General features: G+C 61.4%; 18 protein-coding genes and 1 pseudogene. 4 read left to right on the top strand and 15 right to left on the bottom strand.

All coding sequences use genetic code 11. The features are described from left to right. Positions 1–83 precede the first annotated feature (83 nt). The 7 genes and pseudogenes from JHD64_RS17745 to JHD64_RS17720 form a co-directional block, all read right to left on the bottom strand. A complete protein-coding gene (locus JHD64_RS17745; protein ID WP_199054646.1) occupies positions 84–1,022 on the bottom strand; it encodes an ABC transporter substrate-binding protein in 939 nt (312 codons plus the stop codon). Positions 1,023–1,107: 85 nt separating this feature from the next. Beyond that, complete coding sequence (locus JHD64_RS17740; RefSeq protein ID WP_370540976.1) at positions 1,108–1,857, bottom strand: amino acid ABC transporter ATP-binding protein; 750 nt, start codon at positions 1,855–1,857, stop codon at positions 1,108–1,110. A 168-nt stretch (positions 1,858–2,025) separates the two neighbouring features. Next, a pseudogene (locus JHD64_RS22030) lies at positions 2,026–2,916 on the bottom strand (amino acid ABC transporter permease); the annotation flags it as partial. A gap of 56 nt (positions 2,917–2,972) precedes the next feature. Further along, positions 2,973–3,515, bottom strand: a complete 543-nt coding sequence (locus tag JHD64_RS17735; RefSeq protein WP_199054645.1) for a GNAT family N-acetyltransferase — start codon at positions 3,513–3,515, stop codon at positions 2,973–2,975. A gap of 39 nt (positions 3,516–3,554) precedes the next feature. After that, entirely contained in the window at positions 3,555–4,766 is a 1,212-nt protein-coding gene (locus JHD64_RS17730) for a M20 aminoacylase family protein (RefSeq protein ID WP_199054644.1), read from the bottom strand. After that, positions 4,766–6,106 carry an LLM class flavin-dependent oxidoreductase gene (locus JHD64_RS17725; RefSeq protein ID WP_199054643.1) on the bottom strand — a complete coding sequence of 447 codons (1,341 nt, stop codon included), beginning with the start codon at positions 6,104–6,106 and terminating at the stop codon, positions 4,766–4,768. The genes JHD64_RS17730 and JHD64_RS17725 overlap by 1 nt, the downstream gene beginning before the upstream one ends. Before the next feature lie 30 nt (positions 6,107–6,136). Then, the gene (locus tag JHD64_RS17720; RefSeq protein WP_059285581.1) at positions 6,137–7,138 is read right to left on the bottom strand and encodes an LLM class flavin-dependent oxidoreductase; all 1,002 of its coding nucleotides are present in this window, start codon (positions 7,136–7,138) and stop codon (positions 6,137–6,139) included. Between the two features lie 318 nt (positions 7,139–7,456). Here JHD64_RS17720 and JHD64_RS17715 point away from each other — a divergent pair, with 318 nt between their 5' ends. From JHD64_RS17715 to JHD64_RS17705, 3 genes are all read left to right on the top strand, one after another. After that, on the top strand, positions 7,457–8,569 hold the full coding sequence (locus JHD64_RS17715) for a porin (RefSeq protein WP_199054641.1): 1,113 nt from the start codon (positions 7,457–7,459) through the stop codon (positions 8,567–8,569). Positions 8,570–8,635: 66 nt separating this feature from the next. Then, a complete protein-coding gene (locus tag JHD64_RS17710) occupies positions 8,636–8,980 on the top strand; it encodes a DUF3088 domain-containing protein (RefSeq protein ID WP_199054639.1) in 345 nt (114 codons plus the stop codon). Between the two features lie 24 nt (positions 8,981–9,004). Then, the gene (locus tag JHD64_RS17705) at positions 9,005–9,511 is read left to right on the top strand and encodes a VOC family protein (RefSeq protein WP_199054637.1); all 507 of its coding nucleotides are present in this window, start codon (positions 9,005–9,007) and stop codon (positions 9,509–9,511) included. A gap of 262 nt (positions 9,512–9,773) precedes the next feature. Here the strand turns inward: JHD64_RS17705 and JHD64_RS17700 are convergent, their stop codons facing one another. Next, positions 9,774–10,538: a helix-turn-helix domain-containing protein gene (locus JHD64_RS17700; protein ID WP_199054635.1), complete on the bottom strand. Its 765-nt coding sequence runs from the start codon at positions 10,536–10,538 to the stop codon at positions 9,774–9,776. Here JHD64_RS17700 and JHD64_RS17695 point away from each other — a divergent pair. Next, a complete protein-coding gene (locus JHD64_RS17695) occupies positions 10,537–11,031 on the top strand; it encodes a hypothetical protein (RefSeq protein WP_199054633.1) in 495 nt (164 codons plus the stop codon). The genes JHD64_RS17700 and JHD64_RS17695 overlap by 2 nt on opposite strands. Positions 11,032–11,486: 455 nt before the next feature. On the opposite strand, the gene JHD64_RS17690 is transcribed toward JHD64_RS17695, so the two are convergent. From JHD64_RS17690 to cydX, 7 genes are all read right to left on the bottom strand, one after another. Then, positions 11,487–12,644, bottom strand: coding sequence for a methanobactin export MATE transporter MbnM (locus tag JHD64_RS17690; RefSeq protein ID WP_199054631.1), 1,158 nt, complete (start codon positions 12,642–12,644; stop codon positions 11,487–11,489). Further along, positions 12,641–13,555: an MbnP family copper-binding protein gene (locus JHD64_RS17685; protein WP_199054630.1), complete on the bottom strand. Its 915-nt coding sequence runs from the start codon at positions 13,553–13,555 to the stop codon at positions 12,641–12,643. Before JHD64_RS17685 ends, JHD64_RS17690 begins: the two co-directional genes overlap by 4 nt. A gap of 162 nt (positions 13,556–13,717) precedes the next feature. Next, positions 13,718–16,087: a TonB-dependent siderophore receptor gene (locus JHD64_RS17680; protein ID WP_199054629.1), complete on the bottom strand. Its 2,370-nt coding sequence runs from the start codon at positions 16,085–16,087 to the stop codon at positions 13,718–13,720. A gap of 82 nt (positions 16,088–16,169) precedes the next feature. Then, entirely contained in the window at positions 16,170–17,069 is a 900-nt protein-coding gene (locus JHD64_RS17675; protein ID WP_199054628.1) for a FecR domain-containing protein, read from the bottom strand. After that, positions 17,066–17,572 carry an RNA polymerase sigma factor gene (locus tag JHD64_RS17670; RefSeq protein WP_199054627.1) on the bottom strand — a complete coding sequence of 169 codons (507 nt, stop codon included), beginning with the start codon at positions 17,570–17,572 and terminating at the stop codon, positions 17,066–17,068. Before JHD64_RS17670 ends, JHD64_RS17675 begins: the two co-directional genes overlap by 4 nt. Positions 17,573–17,663: 91 nt before the next feature. Next, positions 17,664–18,245, bottom strand: coding sequence for a response regulator transcription factor (locus tag JHD64_RS17665; RefSeq protein ID WP_233170579.1), 582 nt, complete (start codon positions 18,243–18,245; stop codon positions 17,664–17,666). 132 nt (positions 18,246–18,377) lie between these two features. Then, the gene (cydX, locus tag JHD64_RS17660) at positions 18,378–18,473 is read right to left on the bottom strand and encodes a cytochrome bd-I oxidase subunit CydX (protein WP_082693332.1); all 96 of its coding nucleotides are present in this window, start codon (positions 18,471–18,473) and stop codon (positions 18,378–18,380) included. Positions 18,474–18,547 lie beyond the last annotated feature (74 nt).

Genomic DNA, 18,547 nt, shown 5'->3' with positions numbered 1-18,547 from the left:
GGATGCAGACAAGGTGGCATCCGGGAAAGCAAGCAGGCCACCCGTTTTACGCAGGGGAAAATACGGTTAACCGAGCTTGGCACTCAGCTCTTGGGCAGGCCGGGCGGGTTGGTGCGCGATTCGCTGATGGCCTCGGCACTCAGACCCCAGCGGCCGAGTACCCTGGCGTAATTGCCGTTGGCAATCTGGGTATTGATGATTTTGGTAATCGCCGCAGCCAGGCCGGAGTCCTTGCGCGTGGTGACGGCAATGTCAGCAGTCAGCGGCCAACCGCCCGAGAAGGTACCCGCCAGACGTACCTTGCCGGTCTGCGCCGCTTCCAGTGCATAGATGGCATTGGGGCCCAGCCAGGCATCGGCACGACCGGATTGCAGCGCTACCCGTGCCACGGCTTCATCATCAAAATACAGTGCCTCCAAGGGTTTCAGCCCGGATGCTAGATTTTTCTTGTTCCATTCCAGCAGGATCTGCTCCTGATTGGTGCCCGCCCCCACAATCACCTTCAGCCCGGCAGTATCCTTGGGCGCATTGATTTTCAGCTTGCTGCCCGCCTTGGTGTAAAAGCCCAGCAAGTCCTTGCGGTAGGTGGAGAAATCAAATTTTTCCTTGCGCGCTTCGGTGACGGTGACATTGGAAATCACCGCATCGTACTTGCCGGACTGCAGGCCCAGCGGCCAGTCAGCCCAGGCCACGTTGACCAGTTCCAGCTTGCGGCCCAGGCCATCGGCCACCAGGCGCGAGATGTCCGGGTCGGCACCGATGATGGTTTTCGAGTCGCTGGCAAAACCGCCAATCGGCAGAATGCCGCCAGCAATGGCCACCACGAAGGTCTTGTCCTTGACGAAGCGGACGTCCTTCGGCAGCAGTTTGATGGCCTCTGGCACCGGACGGCCCTTGGGCTGGCCTTTTTGCTCCGGGCTCAGGTCGATGCTGCTGGCGGCATGGCCAAACAGCGGGGCCAGCAGGGCAAGGCTGAGGGCGGCCAGTACGGTACGGCGCGGCAGATGGGTGTTACGCGACATGATGCTTTCCTTGTTGTGGTCTTGCTTGTGGTCGTGACGGTGTGTGAAAAATGTTTTATCCATGGGAAATGTTTTATCCATGGCCCTAGAGCACGCGGGCCAGGAATTCGCGGGTGCGTTGCTGCTGCGGTTGGCGCAATACCTGTTCCGGGCTGCCGCTTTCCACGATGCGGCCTTGCTCCATGAACACCACGGTATCGGCCACTTCACGGGCAAAGCCGATTTCATGGGTGACAATCAGCAGCGTGGTGCCAGAGCGCGCCAGCTCCTTGATGACGTCCAGCACTTCCTGCACCAGCTCCGGGTCCAGCGCCGAGGTGGGCTCGTCAAACAGCAGCACCTTGGGGCGCAGCGCCAGCGCACGGGCAATGGCCACCCGCTGTTGCTGGCCGCCGGACAACTGGCGCGGCCAGGCATCGGCCTTGTCGGCCAGCCCTACCCGCTTGAGCAGCAGGCGCGCCTGGGCTTCGGCCTCGGCCCGACTCAGGCCGCGCAGGGCGATGGGCGCTTCAATCAGGTTTTGCAATACAGTGAGATGGGGAAACAGGTTGAAGTGCTGGAACACCATGCCCACTTCCACCCGGCGTTGCAGGATGTCCTTTTCCTTCAGTTCGTGCAGCGAGTTGCCCTGCAGGCGATAGCCGATCAACTCCCCGTCAATGGCAATGAATCCGCTATCCAGCCGCTCCAGATGATTGATGCTGCGCAGCAAGGTGGACTTGCCCGAACCGGACGGGCCGATGATGACGGTGACACTGCCGGGCGGAACGGTCAGCGACACCGCATCCAGCACCTGCTGATGGCCATAGCGCTTGCTGACAGAATGAATCGCCACTGCGCCACCCTTGACTGCGGGTATATCGGTCAGCGCGGCTGGCTGGGCAAGGACATCAGTGCTGCCTGCGGCGGCGGCAGGCCACCAGCGCTGGCGGGCACGCTGCCACAGCGACTGCGGCTGCTGGCGCAATGCGCCACGTGCATAGTGGCGCTCCACCTGCACCTGCACGGTGGACAGTACGGTGAGGATGATCAGGTACCACACGGTGGCCACCATCAGCAGCGGAATCACTTCCAGATTGCGGTGGTACACCACCTGGATGGTGTAGAACAGCTCCGGCAGCGCCAGGATGTAGACATTGGCCGTGCCCTTGGCCAGACCAATGATGTCATTGAAGGCAGTGGGCAAAATGGTGCGCATGGCCTGCGGCAGCACGATGCGGAAGATCTGCCGTCCGCGTGGCAGGCCCAGCGCAGCGGCGGCTTCCAGCTGGCCCTGCTCCACCGACAAAATGCCGCCACGGATAATTTCCGCCGAGAATGCCGCCTGGTTCAGGCTCAGGCCCAGCACCGCTGCGGCAAAGGGGCTGATCAGCTCGGTGGTGGAATAACTGAACCAGTTGATGCCGGTATACGGCACGCCGATATTGATGGTTTCGTACAGATAACCCAGGTTGTTGAGGATAAGCAGCAGCACGATCAGCGGAATGGAGCGGAACAGCCAGATATAGCTCCACGACAGGCTGGCCAGCAGCGGCGAGCGCGATACCCGCGCCAGTGCCAGTACCGTGCCCAGCACCGACCCCAGCACCGTGCCGATGGCGGTCAGCAGCAAGGTGCGGCCCAGGCCTTCCAGCACCGGGGCGGCCAGAAACCATTCGGCAAACACCGGCCAGCCCCAGCGTGGATTGGTGGCCACCGAACTGACGATGGCGGCCAGCAACAACAGGGCCAGCACACTGCCGGCAATGCGCGCCGGGTAACGCGCCGGGATGATGCGCAACCCGGCATAGCAGTTGCTGCCGCTGGCTTCAGCCGCTGCAGGCTCGTTTGCCTGCCGTGGCAGCGGGTGCGGATGACTGAAGGCGATATCGCCGACTTCGCTAATTTCACTCATGATGTCTTGTCCTGTGCAAAAGCCGTGGTGGGTGCGGCAAGCAAGTCAAAGCGGTTTCAGACGGCAATGCCGGCCAGTTCTGTCAAGTAGCCAGCATGGGATTGCGCGCTGGACTGGCGTGGCACTGCCTTGGTAAACGGCAGGGTGCGCAAGGCTTCCAGATCGCCTGCCGGGTCGAACTGCGCCTGATAACCATGACGCAGGTAGAGCCCGACCGCCTCCGGCTGGCGGCAACCGGTGGTCAGGTAAATCTGGCGGTAACCCTGGCGCTGGCATTGCGCCTCCAGCTCCTGCAACACCAGCCCGGCCAAGCCCTGACGGCGGAATTGGCTGTGGGTCCAGATACGCTTGAATTCGGCGGTATGCTCATCCAGCCGCTTGAAGGCTCCGCCGGCAATCGCCTGCCCCTGCCGCAGCAGCAACAGGAAGTTGCCGTGCGGCGGCGCAAAGGTTTCCGGCGGATAGCGCCGCATTTCCTCAGCGGCACCGCCGGGGCTGAACAGATTGCCGTAGCGTGCGTCGTATTCCTGCGTCAGCTCGGCCAGCATCACGCTGGCGCGCGGGTCGGTGGTGGTGGTGTAAACAAAGTAGTCACGCATGTGCTCGGTCCATTGCGATGTGTGTCTGGCTGTCGCTTGTTATGTGGCCGCCTGTGGCAGCGGCAGGTAGCGCTCGGCCAGGGCCACCCAGTAGCTGGCAGCCAGCGGCAGGATGGCGTCGTTGAAGTCGTAGCGCGGGTTGTGCAGGCCGGCGCTGTCGCCATTGCCGAAAAACACGAAGCTGCCGGGACGCGCCTGCAACATGAAGGCAAAGTCCTCGCTGGCGGTGCGTGGGCGGAAGGCCTCTTCCACCCGTGCCGCACCCAGCGTGTCCTGCGCGACTTCACGCGCCAGCGCGGTTTCTGCCGGGTGATTGCACACCGGCGGGAAGCCCAGGCGGTAATCCACCTCGGCGCGTGCGCCAAAACTGGCCGCCTGTGCCTCCACCAGCGCCGGCACACGCTGTTGCAGCAGGCTGCGCACTTCCGGGCGGAAGGTGCGTGCCGTCAGCTTCAGCTCCACGCTGTCCGGAATCACATTGGAGGCATGGCCGCCGTGGATGCTGCCCACGGTGAGCACGCCCATGTCCAGCGGGTCGACATTGCGTGACACCACCGATTGCAGCGCGGTAATCACGTGGGCACTCACCAGCACCGGATCCACCGTGTTATGCGGTTCGGCGCCATGGCCGCCCTTGCCGTGCACGGTGATGTGCGCCTGATCCACCGAGGCCATGGCCGGGCCTTCGATGCAGCCGATATGGCCGCAACTCACCCCGGGCCAGTTGTGCAGGCCGAACACCGCATCGCAGGGGAAGCGCTCGAACAAGCCTTCTTCCAGCATGCGCCGTGCGCCGCTGCCGGTTTCTTCGGCGGGCTGGAAAATCAGCTGCAAGGTGCCGTCAAACTGGCCGTGCAAAGCCAGAAAGCGGGCAGCGGCCAGCAGGATGGCGGTGTGGCCGTCATGCCCGCAGGCATGCATCACGCCGGGGTTCTGACTGGCATACGGCAGGCCGGTGGCTTCCTGGATGGGCAGCGCATCCATGTCGGCGCGCAGGCCGAGCGAACGCTGGCTGCTGCCACGGCGCAAGCTGCCCACCACGCCGGTGCCGGCAATACCGGTGGTCACCTGATAGCCCCACTGCTGCAATAGCGCGGCTACCTTGCCCGCGGTGCGATGTTCGGCAAACGCTAGTTCCGGGTGCTGGTGCAGGTCGCGGCGCAGGGCCACGAATTCGGCATTGGCAGCCGCAATGCCGGTTTCGATCTGCAGGCTGCGCGGCAACACGGCGCTGTCTAATGCTGCATTCATCAGGCCACCTGCTGCTGGCTGCTGTGCTCGGCCGCTTGCTGGTAACGGCTTTCCTTGCGCGGCAGGCCCAGATGGTCGCGCAGGGTGCGGCCGTCCAGCTGGCGCGTGAAGCGTCCGCTCTTTTCCAGCTCCGGCAGTACATGAGTGATGAAGTCGTCCAGCCCTTCGGCCACCACCGGGAAGCCCAGGATGAAACCGTCGGCCGCGCCTTCGTCCACCCAGCGGATGATTTCTGCCGCCACTTTTTCACCGCTGCCGACAAAGTTGCTGCGCGGGGTGGCTACTTCCAGCGCCACCTGGCGCAGGGTCAGGCCGTGCTCACGGGCGCGGGCCTTGATCTGGTCGGTGGTGGAACGGAAGCTGTTGCGACCGATATCGCCCAGCTCCGGGAAGGCCTCGTCCAGCGGGTACTGGGTAAAGTCGTGGTGGTCGAAGAAGCGACCCAGATAGGCCAGCGCATCGTCGATGGTCAGCAGTTGCTGGATGATGCGGAACTTGGCTTCGGCCTCGGCATCGGTGGCAGCCACCACCGGTGCAATGCCGGGGAAGATTTTCACATCGTCCGCCTTGCGGGCATGCAGCACGGCACTGGTTTTCACCTTGCGCAGGAAGTCGCGGGTTTCTTCGATGGAAGGCGAGTGGGTAAACACCGCATCGGCATACTTGCCCGCCAGGCCAATCCCGGCATCGGAAGAACCAGCCTGGAAAATCACCGGCTGGCCCTGCGGCGAGCGGCTGATGTTCAGCGGCCCTGCCACCTGGAAGAAACGCCCCTTGTGGTTCAGGGTGTGCAGCTTGTCCTTGTCGAAGAACTGGCCGGTTTCACGGTTACGCGGCAAGGCGTCGTCGTCCCAGCTGTCCCACAAGCCCTGGGTGACTTGCAGGTATTCGTCGGCAATTTCATAACGCAGGCTGTGTTCCGGATGCGGGCGGCTGTAGTTGAGCGCCGTGCCTTCCAGCGGGGTGGTCACCACATTCCAGCCGGCGCGGCCGCCGCTGATCAGGTCGAGCGAGCCGAACTGGCGCGCCACGGTAAACGGGTCGCTGTAGGAAGTGGACACCGTGCCGGCCAGGCCGATCTTGCGTGTCACGCTGGCCAGCGCCGACAGGATGGAAATCGGCTCGAAACGGTTGAGGAAGTGCGGAATCGATTTTTCGTTGATGTACAGGCCATCCGCCACAAAGGCAAAGGCAATGCCGTTGGCTTCGGCTTTCTGCACGGTATCGATATAGAACTGCAGGTTGACGCTGGCATCCGCCGGGCCACTGGGGTGTTTCCAGGCGTGCATGTGGCCACCAGCGCCGTGCAGCATGATGCCGAAAGTAATGGGTTTGCTCATGTTCAGCTCCAAAAAGGTTGATCAGTACGGTCAGGCGGCCAGCGGCTCGCGCGCTTCGGCCAGCAGGGCAATGGAAGCGCGGCGCAGCGCAAACTGGGCCACCGGGATATCAATGATGAATTCGCGGATGCCGTAGCTCTGGTGCAGGGAATCCAGCTCTGCGCGCACATCACCGGCGGTTCCGGCTATCACGTGCGGATGCTTTTCTTCCAGCTGGTACTGGCTGCTGCCAGCCTGACGGGCAAACTCTTCTGCCGCCTCGCGGCTGGGCACATTGACGCTGCGGCCATCTTCCAGCGTCACCTTGAACAGCTTCAGCTCCCCCACCAGTGCCTGTGCCTGTTCGCGGGTTTCCGCCACAAAGGCATACAGCGCCAGTGCGGGCACCTTGCCGGTCCACTGGCGGTACACGGCAATGGATTGCTGGATATTCAAAGGGTCGCCGTTGAAGTGGCCGGCATAGGCAAAATCCCAGCCCAGACGGGCGGCCAGCCGGGCGCTGTCCGGGCTGCCGCCCAGCAGGAAGCGCCCCGGGGTAATGGGCGGCTGCGGTGTCGCCTTTGCTCCGGCCAGCGGATGACCCTCCGGCTGGCCCTCGTTCAGGAAGGCATTCAGTTCGGTCAGCTGGGCGGTGAAATCGGGCTTGCGCGCGGCATCGTGATAGTGCTGCAAGGCACGGGTGCTGAATGGCAGGCCGCCGGGGGCCTTGCCTACGCCCAGATCCACCCGGCCCGGCGCCAGCGCCGCCAGCAGATTGAAGGTTTCCGCCACTTTATAGGGGCTGTAGTGCTGCAGCATGACGCCGCCACTGCCCACGCGGATGCGGCTGGTATGCGCCAGGATGTGGGAGATCAGCACTTCGGGGGCGGAACTGGCCAGCAGCGGTGTACTGTGGTGTTCGGCCACCCAGAACCGGTAATAGCCCAACTGCTCTGCCAGCTTGGCCAGCGCCACGGTATTGGCCAGCGCATCGGCCGCAGTGGCACCTGGTGGAATCGGGCTTTTATCCAGGATGGACAGGGAGTATGACATTTGTGTGCACCGTGTAATTGACGCCACAAAATCTATTCCCAGCCCATTTGAAGATCAATCAAATTAAATTGATATGCTTATCCGCACTGCTTATGCATTTTATTGCAAATGGCAATAAAAAATTGATTTAGCAATATTCAGCAGAAAGCCATCAATAACAAATCAATACGAATAAAACCTGCAAAAGCAGTTTGATTTGTTAATCATTTTTTATTGATTAATAAAACGGGAACAATACGCAAGAATAGCCAACAGCCGAAACCCGCCACCCTGGCAACGGCTTGCTTGTCCGACCAACCGATTTCCTGTGAACACATCATGAAAATAAAACTGCTCACCCTGGCTATTGCTGCTACTCCCTTGTTTGCCCATGCCGACGATGGCGTTACCATTTACGGCAAAGTGGCCGGCAACCTATCCAGCGTCCAAAGCTATACCTCCACCGGCAGCCTGAAAACGACCCAGGTGAATGACAACACTTCGCGCATCGGTTTCAAGGGTTCGGAAAACCTGGGCAATGGCCTGACTGCCATCTGGCAAGTAGAAAACCGCATCCACGTGGATGGCAGCGGTACGGACACCTTCGCCAGCCGCGACTCTTTCATCGGCCTGCAAACCGACTACGGCAAGCTGCGCCTGGGCCGCCTGTCCGACTACGCCAACCTGGACATGGAATATATCGATCCGGGTTCCTACAGCGGCGTCGGTGGTCAACTGTATTCCACCCGTCTGGACGGTCGCCTGAACAATGCAGTGCGCTACGACAGCCCCAACCTGGCCGGTTTCAGCTTTACCACCACCTGGGCGGCAGACGAGAAACGCGCCAATGACAGCAATGGCCAGCCCACCAACAACCAGGCATTCAACCTGGGCCTGAGCTACGAACAGGCCGGTTACTTTGCCAAGTTCAGCTATGAAACCAAGGGCGATGCCAAGCAGGTGAACTCCTCGGCCCAGACCGGCTCAGTAAAAGACTGGTGGCGGGTGGAAGCAGGCTATATCAGCGACCCCATCTACCTGGCCTTGGGCTTCCAGACCGTTAACGGTTATCTGGGGGTATCCAGCGGCAAGTTTGTTGACAGCCCGGGCGTGACTTACAACGTCAATGTGCTGAACGCCCGTCTGGCGGCCAGCGGCCAGAGCCTGAGCGCAGCGGCCTCCGGTCAGGATGTGAAAACCCGCGAAGCCGTGCTTACCTTCGGCTACAACGTAGGCGCCTGGCTGCCTTATGTCTCGCTGACCAAGGGCTACGACGTCGAAATCGGTGGCAGCAATGTCAACAAGACCGGCTACAGCCAGTATGTGGTCGGCACCATCTACAACCTGTCCAAGCAAACGCATGCCTATGCCTCTTATGGCCGCGTCAACTGGGGTGGCAATGGCGTGGCCAGCGAAAGCGCGCTGAGCCTGGCACTGGCCAAATCCTTCTAAGCTGACATGCCCCGCCTCCCGGCGGGGTTGTGGCTGCCACACCATGTTTAACGCGAAAGATACCCGATGAGCCGCGACACCCTGTTTTTGCTGGAGCCCGGATTCACCCGGCCCGACCATCCGGCCGACCAGCGTTTTGTCTGCCCGCACAGCACGCTGCTGGAGGGCCTGCTGGCAGTGCAAGCAGCACTGGCCGAGCGCATTGCAATCCGCCGTCTGCCGTTTCCACGCCCGCGCCAGCCGGTGGTCGAGTTGCTGGGTGAGGAAAACCAGAGCCTGCCGGTGCTGGTCCTGGACCCGGCCAGCCCGCTACCGGCCGGAGCCAGAGAGCACGCCGGGCGGCACTTCCTGCAAGACGCCCGGCAGATTGCCGATTATCTGGCACAGCAATACGGTGCCTACCGCCTGTAAACCCTTGTCACAGGAAAGTACATCATGGGAATCAAACGCCTGAACCACGCGGTGCTGTATGTCAGCGATGTGGCCGACAGCACGCGCTTCTATCAGCAAGTACTGGGGTTTAACCCCTCCCCCGGCCCGCAGCCGGAACAAGCCTTCTTTGCCCAGGCGGCGGAGTCGGACAACCATCACGACCTGGCCTTGTTCGCCCGCAATCTCGGCCAGCAACGGGCTGGCGTCTTCAGCCCGCGTGGCGAAACCCCGGCCGCCAACGAGCCACCGGCCGGTCTTTACCATCTGGCCTGGGAAGTGGATACCCTGCTGGAACTCAAGCGCATTCGCGACCAGCTGCAGGCACTTGGCAAGCTGGGGCTGGAAGAAGACCACGGCATCTTCAAGAGTGTGTACGGCCACGACCCGGACGGCCTGTTATTTGAAATCAACTGGTTCCTGCCGGCCGATGCCATCCGCGACGAGGACCGCAACATCCGTACCGCACCGCTGGACTGGGAACGCGAGCTGGCACGGTTCGCCACGCCCTGAGCTGAACCGGAGCGAACTGTCTCCCGTGCTTGCACAGGAAAGCAATGCCCTGCTTTGCCGTAGCAATAGTCACTACTGCTACGGCAATGGCCATCCCTATACGGCAAGCCTGCCCACAAAAGCCAGGACAGGCCACACCGACATCCGTGTTGTGCCAGTGCTGTAAATCCCGGGCACAAGACAACGCAGGAAACCCCATGCAGCGGAGTGAAGATCAGCGGCTCCGTACCCCGCCATAAGGCCGGGATGGAAACCCGGTCAATCAATACCGCCCCGGCGTCACACCCAAAAGACGTCGAAACATCGCGATAAACGCACTGACATTGTCGTACCCCAAGTCCAGCGCAGTCGCCTTTACCGACCTGCCGGTCGCCAGCAGCTCCAGTGCCTTCAGCACACGCACGCGTTGGCGCCACTCCGTGAAGGTGAATCCGGTCTCGGCAATGAAACGACGGGTCAGCGTGCGAGGCGCGATATCCACCCACTCGGCCCACTCCTCCAAGCGCCGCTCATCACCCGGCTGCTCGCACAAGGCCTGGGCAACCTTGCGCAAGCGGATATCCTGGGGCATTTGCAGGCCGAGCGCCGCGTGGGGCGACAAATGAATCTCGTCGAGGATGACCGCTCCCAGCCGTGTCTGCGGCCCGTCCAGTCCATCTGCTCCCCACGTGCTTGCACGCGCCACAGCCTCTCGCAGCAGACTGGAGACAATCAGGACACATGGCTCGCCAGGCAATTCGGCGCAGGCAGATGCCGCCACATAAACACTCCACCCCGAGAAAGGCCCATGCGAGCGCAGCCCGTGTGGAACATCTGGCGGCAACCAGATGGCATAGCTTGCAGGCACAACCCATCGGGTATTTGCCGCATCGACCGACAGCAGACCTTGTGCCGCACCGAGCAACTGGCCACGAGCATGATGATGAAGGGAGGTCACCCGCACCTCACTGGAGTGGTGCCCTACAGCCAGCAGAAGCGGACCACTCGCGTCCGCCGCCTGGGCTGGTGGAATCATGGGATCGAACATGAATGGCGTTAAAACAGTATTGATTGGCATTTATACCGTACGCACAGCAATGCAACAAATCTACCATGGCGGCTCGATCAACCATCAGGTGCGACACCACATGCAACCAACAGATATTTATACTGCCCTGGATGACATCCTCAACCAACAGCAGCGCCCCCTGGAGGATGTGCTCGACCACCATTTCAGCCCCCATTACCGACAGCGCACAAACGGACACTGGGACGACCGCCAGGCCTTCGTGCAACACGCGCGCAAGCTGCGCGAGGTCGTGGCATCGGCTCGCATCGAGGTGCTGGACGAACTGCGCGATGGCCAGCATTACGCCGACCACCACCGCGTACATGTCACGAACCGCAACGGCTCTCGGGTCGTGCAGGAGGTTTATCTGTTTGCGGAATTCGATGTCGAAGGACGTTTCGTCCGCATAGAGGAAACCACGCTGATGCTCGAAGGCATGGAGTCTGACCGCGACATGGGCAGCATGAAATAATGTGCAGTCGATGCGGGGCAAATCTTGCCGTTTGCGTGCCCCGCGCCTGCTTCCAGATCCAGCCGCCGTGTCACAAGCACCGCGTGCTGGTTTTCCAGCAAGCACGCCCCATATGGTGACCAATCGCGACGGAAGCCGATGTCAACGGCGTAGCCTGCCTGGCAGCGGAAGACGTAGCCCCGGCCAAGCGGCAAATCATCTCCAGCCGCCAATGCGTAAGCTCATCCACCAAGCTCATCTACCAAGCTCATCTGGGCAGTGCTAGCGCGAGCTGTTTTACTGGATACGAATAAATATAAGTTGCCTTGATCAATACAGCGAAGGCAAAGCCACAATTCCACACTTATCGCACAAGTTGGTTCTTGCGCAATAAGAGGTCACGGGCCAATGAAGGAAAGTCTGGCATCAGCAATATTGCATGTTCTTGTGCAGTCTGGTCCGTCCAAAGTTGCTGACTAGCGCCGCAACGGGTCAGCCAGTGCGCGCTGATGCAAAAACTGCTGGTCAGTCAGCGTACCCAGAAACGCGATGATGTCCTGCTGCTCCTGCCGGCTCAGGTCGATATTGCCGATCAGCTCGCTTTTGTAAGGGTTCAAGCGGCCATCGCCTTGATAGCTTCCCTGGCTAATCTTGCGGCCACCTCCAGCATAGAAGGCCAGTACTGACGGCAAATCTTTCAGGCTGCCGTCATGCATGTAAGGTGCGGTAACGGCGATATTGCGCAAGCTGGGCGCGCGGAATTTGCCCATGTCCTCGGCCAGGCCGGTCAGCTCGTATACCCCGCGATTGCCCTCGGGAAAAGCGCCCTTGCCGTCCAGGTTGTACAGCCCGGTGTTATGGAACAGCATGTCTTCCAGCCGGGTTTTCACCGAGACGGTCTGGTCACTGAAATTGAAACCGCCATGACAGTGGAAACATTCGGCCTTCTCGCCAAAAAACAGCGCCTTGCCGCGCAACTCGGCAGCGGTGAGTCGCGCGCGACCTTGCAAGTAGCGGTCGTAACGGGAATTGCCGGACACCATGCTGCGCTCGAAGCTGGCAATGGCGCGGATGATATTGCGCCAGCTGATGGGCGCTGCATCCTGCGCAAAAGCCTGACGAAACAGCCGCCGGTAGCGGGCATCCGCCTGCAAGCGTTGCAACACCTGTTGCTTGTTGCGGTCATTCACCCCCATTTCAACCGGGTTTTCCCCGAACAAGGGCACGCTCATCTGGGTTTCCAGGCTGGTGAGTGCCGGGTTGGCCCAGGTGTAGCTGGCATTCCAGGCCACATTCATCAGCGCCTGCGCGCTGCGCGCGGTGTATTCACCCGTGGAGCCGCGTGACACCGGCCGGCCATCAGTAAATGCCAGCCGCTGGATGTGGCAGCTGGCGCACATCAGCTGGCCATTGCCGGACAGGCGTTTTTCGTAGAACAGGGTATGCCCCAGCGCGACTTTGGCCTGGCTCATCGGGTTATCTGCCGGCACCACCGGGGCGGCAAAGCCGGCGGGCAAGCGCCACGACCAGCCGCCGGGCGCCCCCTCAGCAGCCTGCGCCGGGGCAAGGCAGAACACGCCCAGCCAGGCCAGTCCAAGGTATATGCCACGCCACCCGCTCAAGCACTGCTTCATGGCTTTTGCACCCGGACAAAGGCTGGCGACGCCAGCGGCAGCAAAGGCAGCCCGCGTCGCTCTCCGGCCCCCAGCTGTATTTGCAGCTGGGCAAACAGCGGCTTGCATTCCGGGTCGTCCATGCTGCTCATGCAGCCGCTGGCCCCGCCCTTGTCCTCGGCCAGATTGCTGTCGGTCAGCAGGCGGGCCATATCCAGCACTACCCGGTCTTGGGCCGGGTCGAAATCCGGCAGCATCACCGCCACCCGGTTGGGGCTGAGGCAATGTACGGCACCGGCCTGGGCCGGATTGCCACTACAAGCGGTGGAGCCCAGATGCAGCGTCCACACCGCCGCGCGGCCATTGCTGCGTGCCACCCCGCCTTCCGGCAGCAGTTCCAGCTTGATGAATTTGCGCCCCACCTGCCAGCTCCAGGCCATGCTGGCGCGATCCAGCGGCGCAGCGGCCAGCTCGAAATTGCCATGATTGAGGCTGACTGGCCGCCCCTCTTCATCCCGCCCTTGCAGCGGCACCCCGATGGTGAACAGCAGGCCACGGTAGTGAGCGGCGGGCACTTCCCCTTGCACGGTGTCATGCACCGGCCCGGCAGAACCGGCGTGGCAGCTGCCACCACCGGGGACGAAATCCAGCAAGGCAACATCGCGCGACTGCCAGGCATCCCCATGCAGCTGTACCGCCTGCGGCTGGCCGTCGTCACGAATCAGACGGATGTCCGACAGATAGAACTTGGCATCTTTCAGTCGGGTGAGCACGGCGGGCTGTCCCAGCGGCAGTGCCGGGCTGGCACAACTGAAGGGCTGTTCGCCAGCTTGCAGGGCAAAGCGCAGGGCGACTTCCTGCCCGGCGGCCAGCCGTGGGACGGACAGCAAGCAGACAGTCAGCAGGCCGGTATGAAAAAAACGCTGCAACATGACAAGGACTCCAGCCAGGGGCCAAGGCCCCCGGCTTGCGGGCTGGCTTAGACCCGCTAACAAAACCCCCGATTCTGCGTTGCGCCGACTTGCCGTACTCATTGTACAGTCTGCGTCGGCGCGCCTTGACTCGGGTGCTCTACGAGGTTTTGTTAGCGGCTTTTAGTACTTGCCGCGCAGGGTCAGCATGACATTGCGCGGTTCGCCATAGAAGTTGTAGATATTGGGCGTGCCCACCGAGGCGTAGTAGCGGGTATCAAACAGATTGTTGATATTCAGCGCCAGGCTGTAGTTCTTGTTGAACTGATAGCCGATACGGGCGTTGGCCACCACATAGCCGCTGTTCACCACCTCGTCCGACCAGCCGCGCGAACTTTGCGCACGGCTCTGGGCAATCAGGCCACCCCCCAGCGAGTAGCCCTTGAGCCAGCCGGTATCAGCAAAGGTGTAGTTGCTCCACAGCTTGAACTGGTTGCGCGGGGTCTGGATCGAGTAGGTCTTGCCCTGGTTGCTGGGGTCGGACAGATAGGTGGTGGTCATGTAGGTGTAGCCGGCCGTCACGTCAAAGCGGCTGTTCACCTTGCCCTGTACTTCCAGTTCCACCCCTTGCGATTCGACCTCACCGGCATTCAGGTAGTAGTTGGAGCTGGGATAGGCCGGGTCGGCATAGGCACGGTTCTTGTCACGGATGTTGAAGAAGGCCAGGGTCGCACCCAACCTGGAATCCAGAAACTCCCCCTTGGCCCCTACTTCATACTGGCGGCCGACACGCGGATCCAGCGTGGAGCCATCGGCCTTTTGCTGGGTTTGCGGCACAAAGATATTGGCATAGCTGGCGTACAGGGTCACTTGCTGACTGAAGTCGTACAGCAGGCCGCCATAAGGCGTGACGCGATTGCTGGCCTTGGCACCGTCTTTCCAGTCGGTAAAGGTGGACGGGGCAATATTGTGCGACTTGGCCAGGAAGGTGGTGGTGCGCGCCCCCAGCAGCAGGGTGGTGGCGTCAGTCAGGTGCAGGCGACCCTGGGTGTAGAACCCGCTTTGCCGGGTATTGCTTTCGCTGCCCGAGGTGTAGTTGATCACCGGTTCGGCCAGGCTGTTACCGCTGGCATAGTCCACCCCGGAATAAGTCGGCCCGCGACCGGAACGGCCCTTGCTATTGTATTCGTCGACATTGAAGCCCAGCAGCATGTCATGCTTGCGACCCCACATTTCCAGCGGGCCGGACAGGCTCAGGTCCATACCGTCGCGGGTATAGGTGTAGTCACCGCGCATGGTGCTGTAGTCGATGGTATTGGTCAGCGGGTTCAGGCCGGACGAGGTATAGGCATATTTGTAGTACAGCTCCTGCACGCGGTGGTTCACATTCAGTTTGGCAGCCCATTCATTACCGAACTTGTGCTCCAGCGCTGCGGACAGCTCCTGCGTGTTGTAACTGGTGCGCCCCCAGTCCGGGGCATTGAAGGTAGAGGGCGATACCTTCAGCAACTGGTAGTGACCGCTGCTGTCGGTGGTGGTGTAAGTGGGCAAGCCGGACCACGGGTCTTTCACCGTCTGGTTCTGCCCGGTATAGCTGATGTCAAAGGTGGTTTGCGGGCTCAGTTCAAAACGCAGCATGCCGGACAGCAGCCACTTGTTGCTGTGGGTGTGGTCGTAAAAATAGTTGCGGTCTTCGCTGCTGGCAATCAGCCGGCCTTGCACCGTGCCGCTTTCATTCATGGCACCGGTGACATCCCCCACCAGACGGTTATTGCTCCAGGAGCCGGTACTGGCTTCCCAACTGGCGGCAAAGTCTTTTTGCGGCTTTTTCTTTACCAGATTGACAATCCCCCCCGGCTCGCCCACCCCGCGCAGTAGTCCGGCGGGGCCGCGCAGCACCTCGATGCTTTCATACAAGGGCAGGTCAAACTGGTGCGAGGGTGACAGGCCGTTATACGACGTCACCCCGTCATACATCACGCCCACCGAGTTATAACCGCGAATCAGGTACTGGTTGCTCAGGGTGTCGTTGGCAATGACCGTGACACCGGTGGCCTGCTGCATGGCATCGGCCACCGTGGTCATGTGCTGGTCTTCCATTTGCTGCTTGCCCACCACCGATACCGAGTTGGCAATCTCGCGCAGGCTGACCGGCTTTTTGCCAAAAATGGCTGCCTTGTCGGCCTTGTAGCTGTCCAGTGCCGTGGCGGTCACCAGTACTTCCGGCATCAGCTGTGCATTAGCGGGATTGGCTGCCTTGACAATGATATAGCTGTCGGCCGCGGTTTTCCGGGCTTGCAAGCCACTGCCTTGCAGCAGACGGGCCAGCGCCTGCTCGGCGGACATGGTGCCATTGAGCCCGGCGCTGTGCTGACCATCCAGCTCTTGGCTGGCAAACAGCAGTTGCAGGCCGGTTTGCCCGGCCAGCCCGGTCAGGGCAGAGGCCAGGCTTTGCGGCGCAATATTCACGGTCACATCCTGTGCCAGTGCAGCACTGGAAAACAGGGCGGAAACCAGCAGGGCAAGTCCCATGGATGGATAGCGTTGTTTCATCTTCGTTTCTTTGCTTTTGAGTGTTCATCACGGACAAGAAGGAAGACGAAACAAGGGTCAACAACCTGACATGGTTCAGCACTTATTTTTTTCTGCTCAGCAAGACAGAGCCATCCGACTGCTGCTGCGCCTGCAAGGGCAGCATGCTGGTGAGCATGCTCAGCAAGGTGTCACGGTCATCGCGCTGTACGCTGCCGCTGAGCGAGAGGCTGCTCTGTGACGGGTCCTCCAGCCGCCATGACTGCGCTGACTGGCCATTGACCGCCAGCAGCAAATCCCCCAGCGGCAGGTGGTTGAAGGTCCAGATTCCCCCCTGCCAGTCAAAGCTGCCGGCAGATAAGGGCCCTGTCAGATGCTGGCCCTGATAACGGGCTTGCTGTCCGGCAGCCAGTTGCAGCACCTGGCCAGCAAGGCGCAGCTCCACCAGCCCTTGCTGTACATGCACCGCTACCTGATCCCCGCTGCGCATCACAGCAAACTCGGTGCCGATATCGCGTAACTCGCCTGCCCCGGCCAGCACTTTCAGCGGGCGCGGATTGGGTGCCACCCGGATGCTGGCCATACCCTGCTCCACCACCAACTGCCGCTCGCCCCAGCGATAATCCACCCGTACCCGGCTATGCCCACCCAGCGTCAGCTTGCTGCCATCGGCCAGGTATTGGCTGCTGCCTTGTCCGTAGGCGGTGAACAGCGCCGACTGCACCGGCAAGTGCAACAGGGTCCAGCCCCCTGCCACCATCAGCAACAGGCAGCCCAGGCTGCCAGCCCGGCCGCGTCGGCGCGCGGGTGCTTTGGCCAGCTGGTCCATGGCACCCCACAGGCGGCACTGGGCGGCGTATTCCTGGCGGTGTTCTTCCGCAGCATCATGCCAGCGTTGGAATTCGGCCTGCTGCTGTGGAGTCAGCCCCTCTTGCTGGCGCAACAACCAGCGGGCTGCTTCTTCCCGCAGTTGCCGGACAGCGGCATCCGGCGCAGGGCTCATGCCCACTCCAGCTGCTGGCGCAAGGCCAGCATGGCGCGGATCAGCAGTTTCTCCACGGCATTGAGGGTGATGCCCAACTCGACCGCCAGTGCTTTTTGCGGAATGCCATCAAAACGGAAACGGACAAAGGCCTGACGACAGCGTGGCGGCAGGCTGTCTATCGCGTGGCGCAGCTGGGCCAGCTGCTGGCGGGCCAGCACGATGCGTTCGGGAGAGGGGGCGGCGGATGGTTGTTGCTGACACGACTCCAGCGGCACCATTACCCCGGCATGGGCCGCCTTGCCCCGGTAGTGGTCGATCAGCAGGTTGCGGGCAATGCAGAACAGCAAGGCGCGCGGCTGACGCACACCGTCCAGCGCTTTGTCCGTTGCCAGGACACGGGCAAAGGTTTCATGGGCCAGATCGTCGGCCAGGGCGGTACTGTCTACCTTGCCACTCAGGTAGCGGCGCAGTTCGACAATATGGTTCAGATACAAAGAGGTGATGTCGGCAGCAATAGGCATGGCAGCAGCCAGGCTGGCAAATCCCGACATCATAGATGGCGGCCAGCGGCGCCACCATGTGGCAAATTGTCACAGGCCGACTGTTTGGAAACTAGACGCCATCCTCTGCCTCGCCAGGCCGTGGCGGAGCACCTCGACCAGACAAAGCCTGCGCCACCGGGGGTGGATGCTTGGCCAGCATGCGCTGCAAGGTGCGACGGTGCATGCCCAGTGCGCGGGCAGTGGCAGAAACATTGCCATTGTGCTCCAGCAGGATGCGCTGCACATGCTCCCAGCCCAGCCGCCTGACCGATACCGGCCGATCGGCAATCGGCAAGTCGGGATCCGGCTCCCTCTGGCTGAAGGCCGCCAGAATGTCGTCCACCGAGGCCGGCTTGGACAGATACTGCATGGCCCCCAGCTTGACCGACTCCACTGCGGTGGCAATGCTGGCATAACCCGTCAGCACCAGGATCTGGCTGCGAGAATAATGTGCCTTGAGATCCGGCAGCAGCTTCAGCCCGTTTTCACCCCCCAGATTCAAATCCAGGATGATGCGTTCACAGCTGTCGGCAGCATGGCACAAGGCATCGCGGCCATTGTGTGCCAGCAGCACATCCAACTGGTGCCGTCGCAGGGAGCGCGCCAGTACCTGGCAAAAATCGACATCGTCATCAACCAACAAAACCGTCATGACAATTCCTCCCCATCATTCATTCCTTCACGCCCATCGGATGGCAAGCCACCTGGCATACCACCTGCCATGCATACCGCACAAAAGCGACGCAGCACATGCTGCGTCGCCCTGTACAACACTTACTGTGAATCAATCATCGTGATGCAGGTTTTCCTCGATCACCGCATTGATCACCCCCATGGCCACGGCCAAGGGCAGCCCCAACATCCAGGCGAAATACCACATGATTTTGTCCTTTCGCTTCAGTAAACACTCTTGCTGTTGGCACGGATGTGCTGCTCGGTTACCTTGCCGCGCAT

This window comes from Aquitalea sp. ASV15 (assembly GCF_016429115.1).
Taxonomy (GTDB): Bacteria; Pseudomonadota; Gammaproteobacteria; order Burkholderiales; family Chromobacteriaceae; genus Aquitalea; species Aquitalea magnusonii.
The sequence above is the reverse complement of the archived record's forward strand: the minus strand, read 5'-3'. Positions and strand labels throughout refer to the sequence as shown.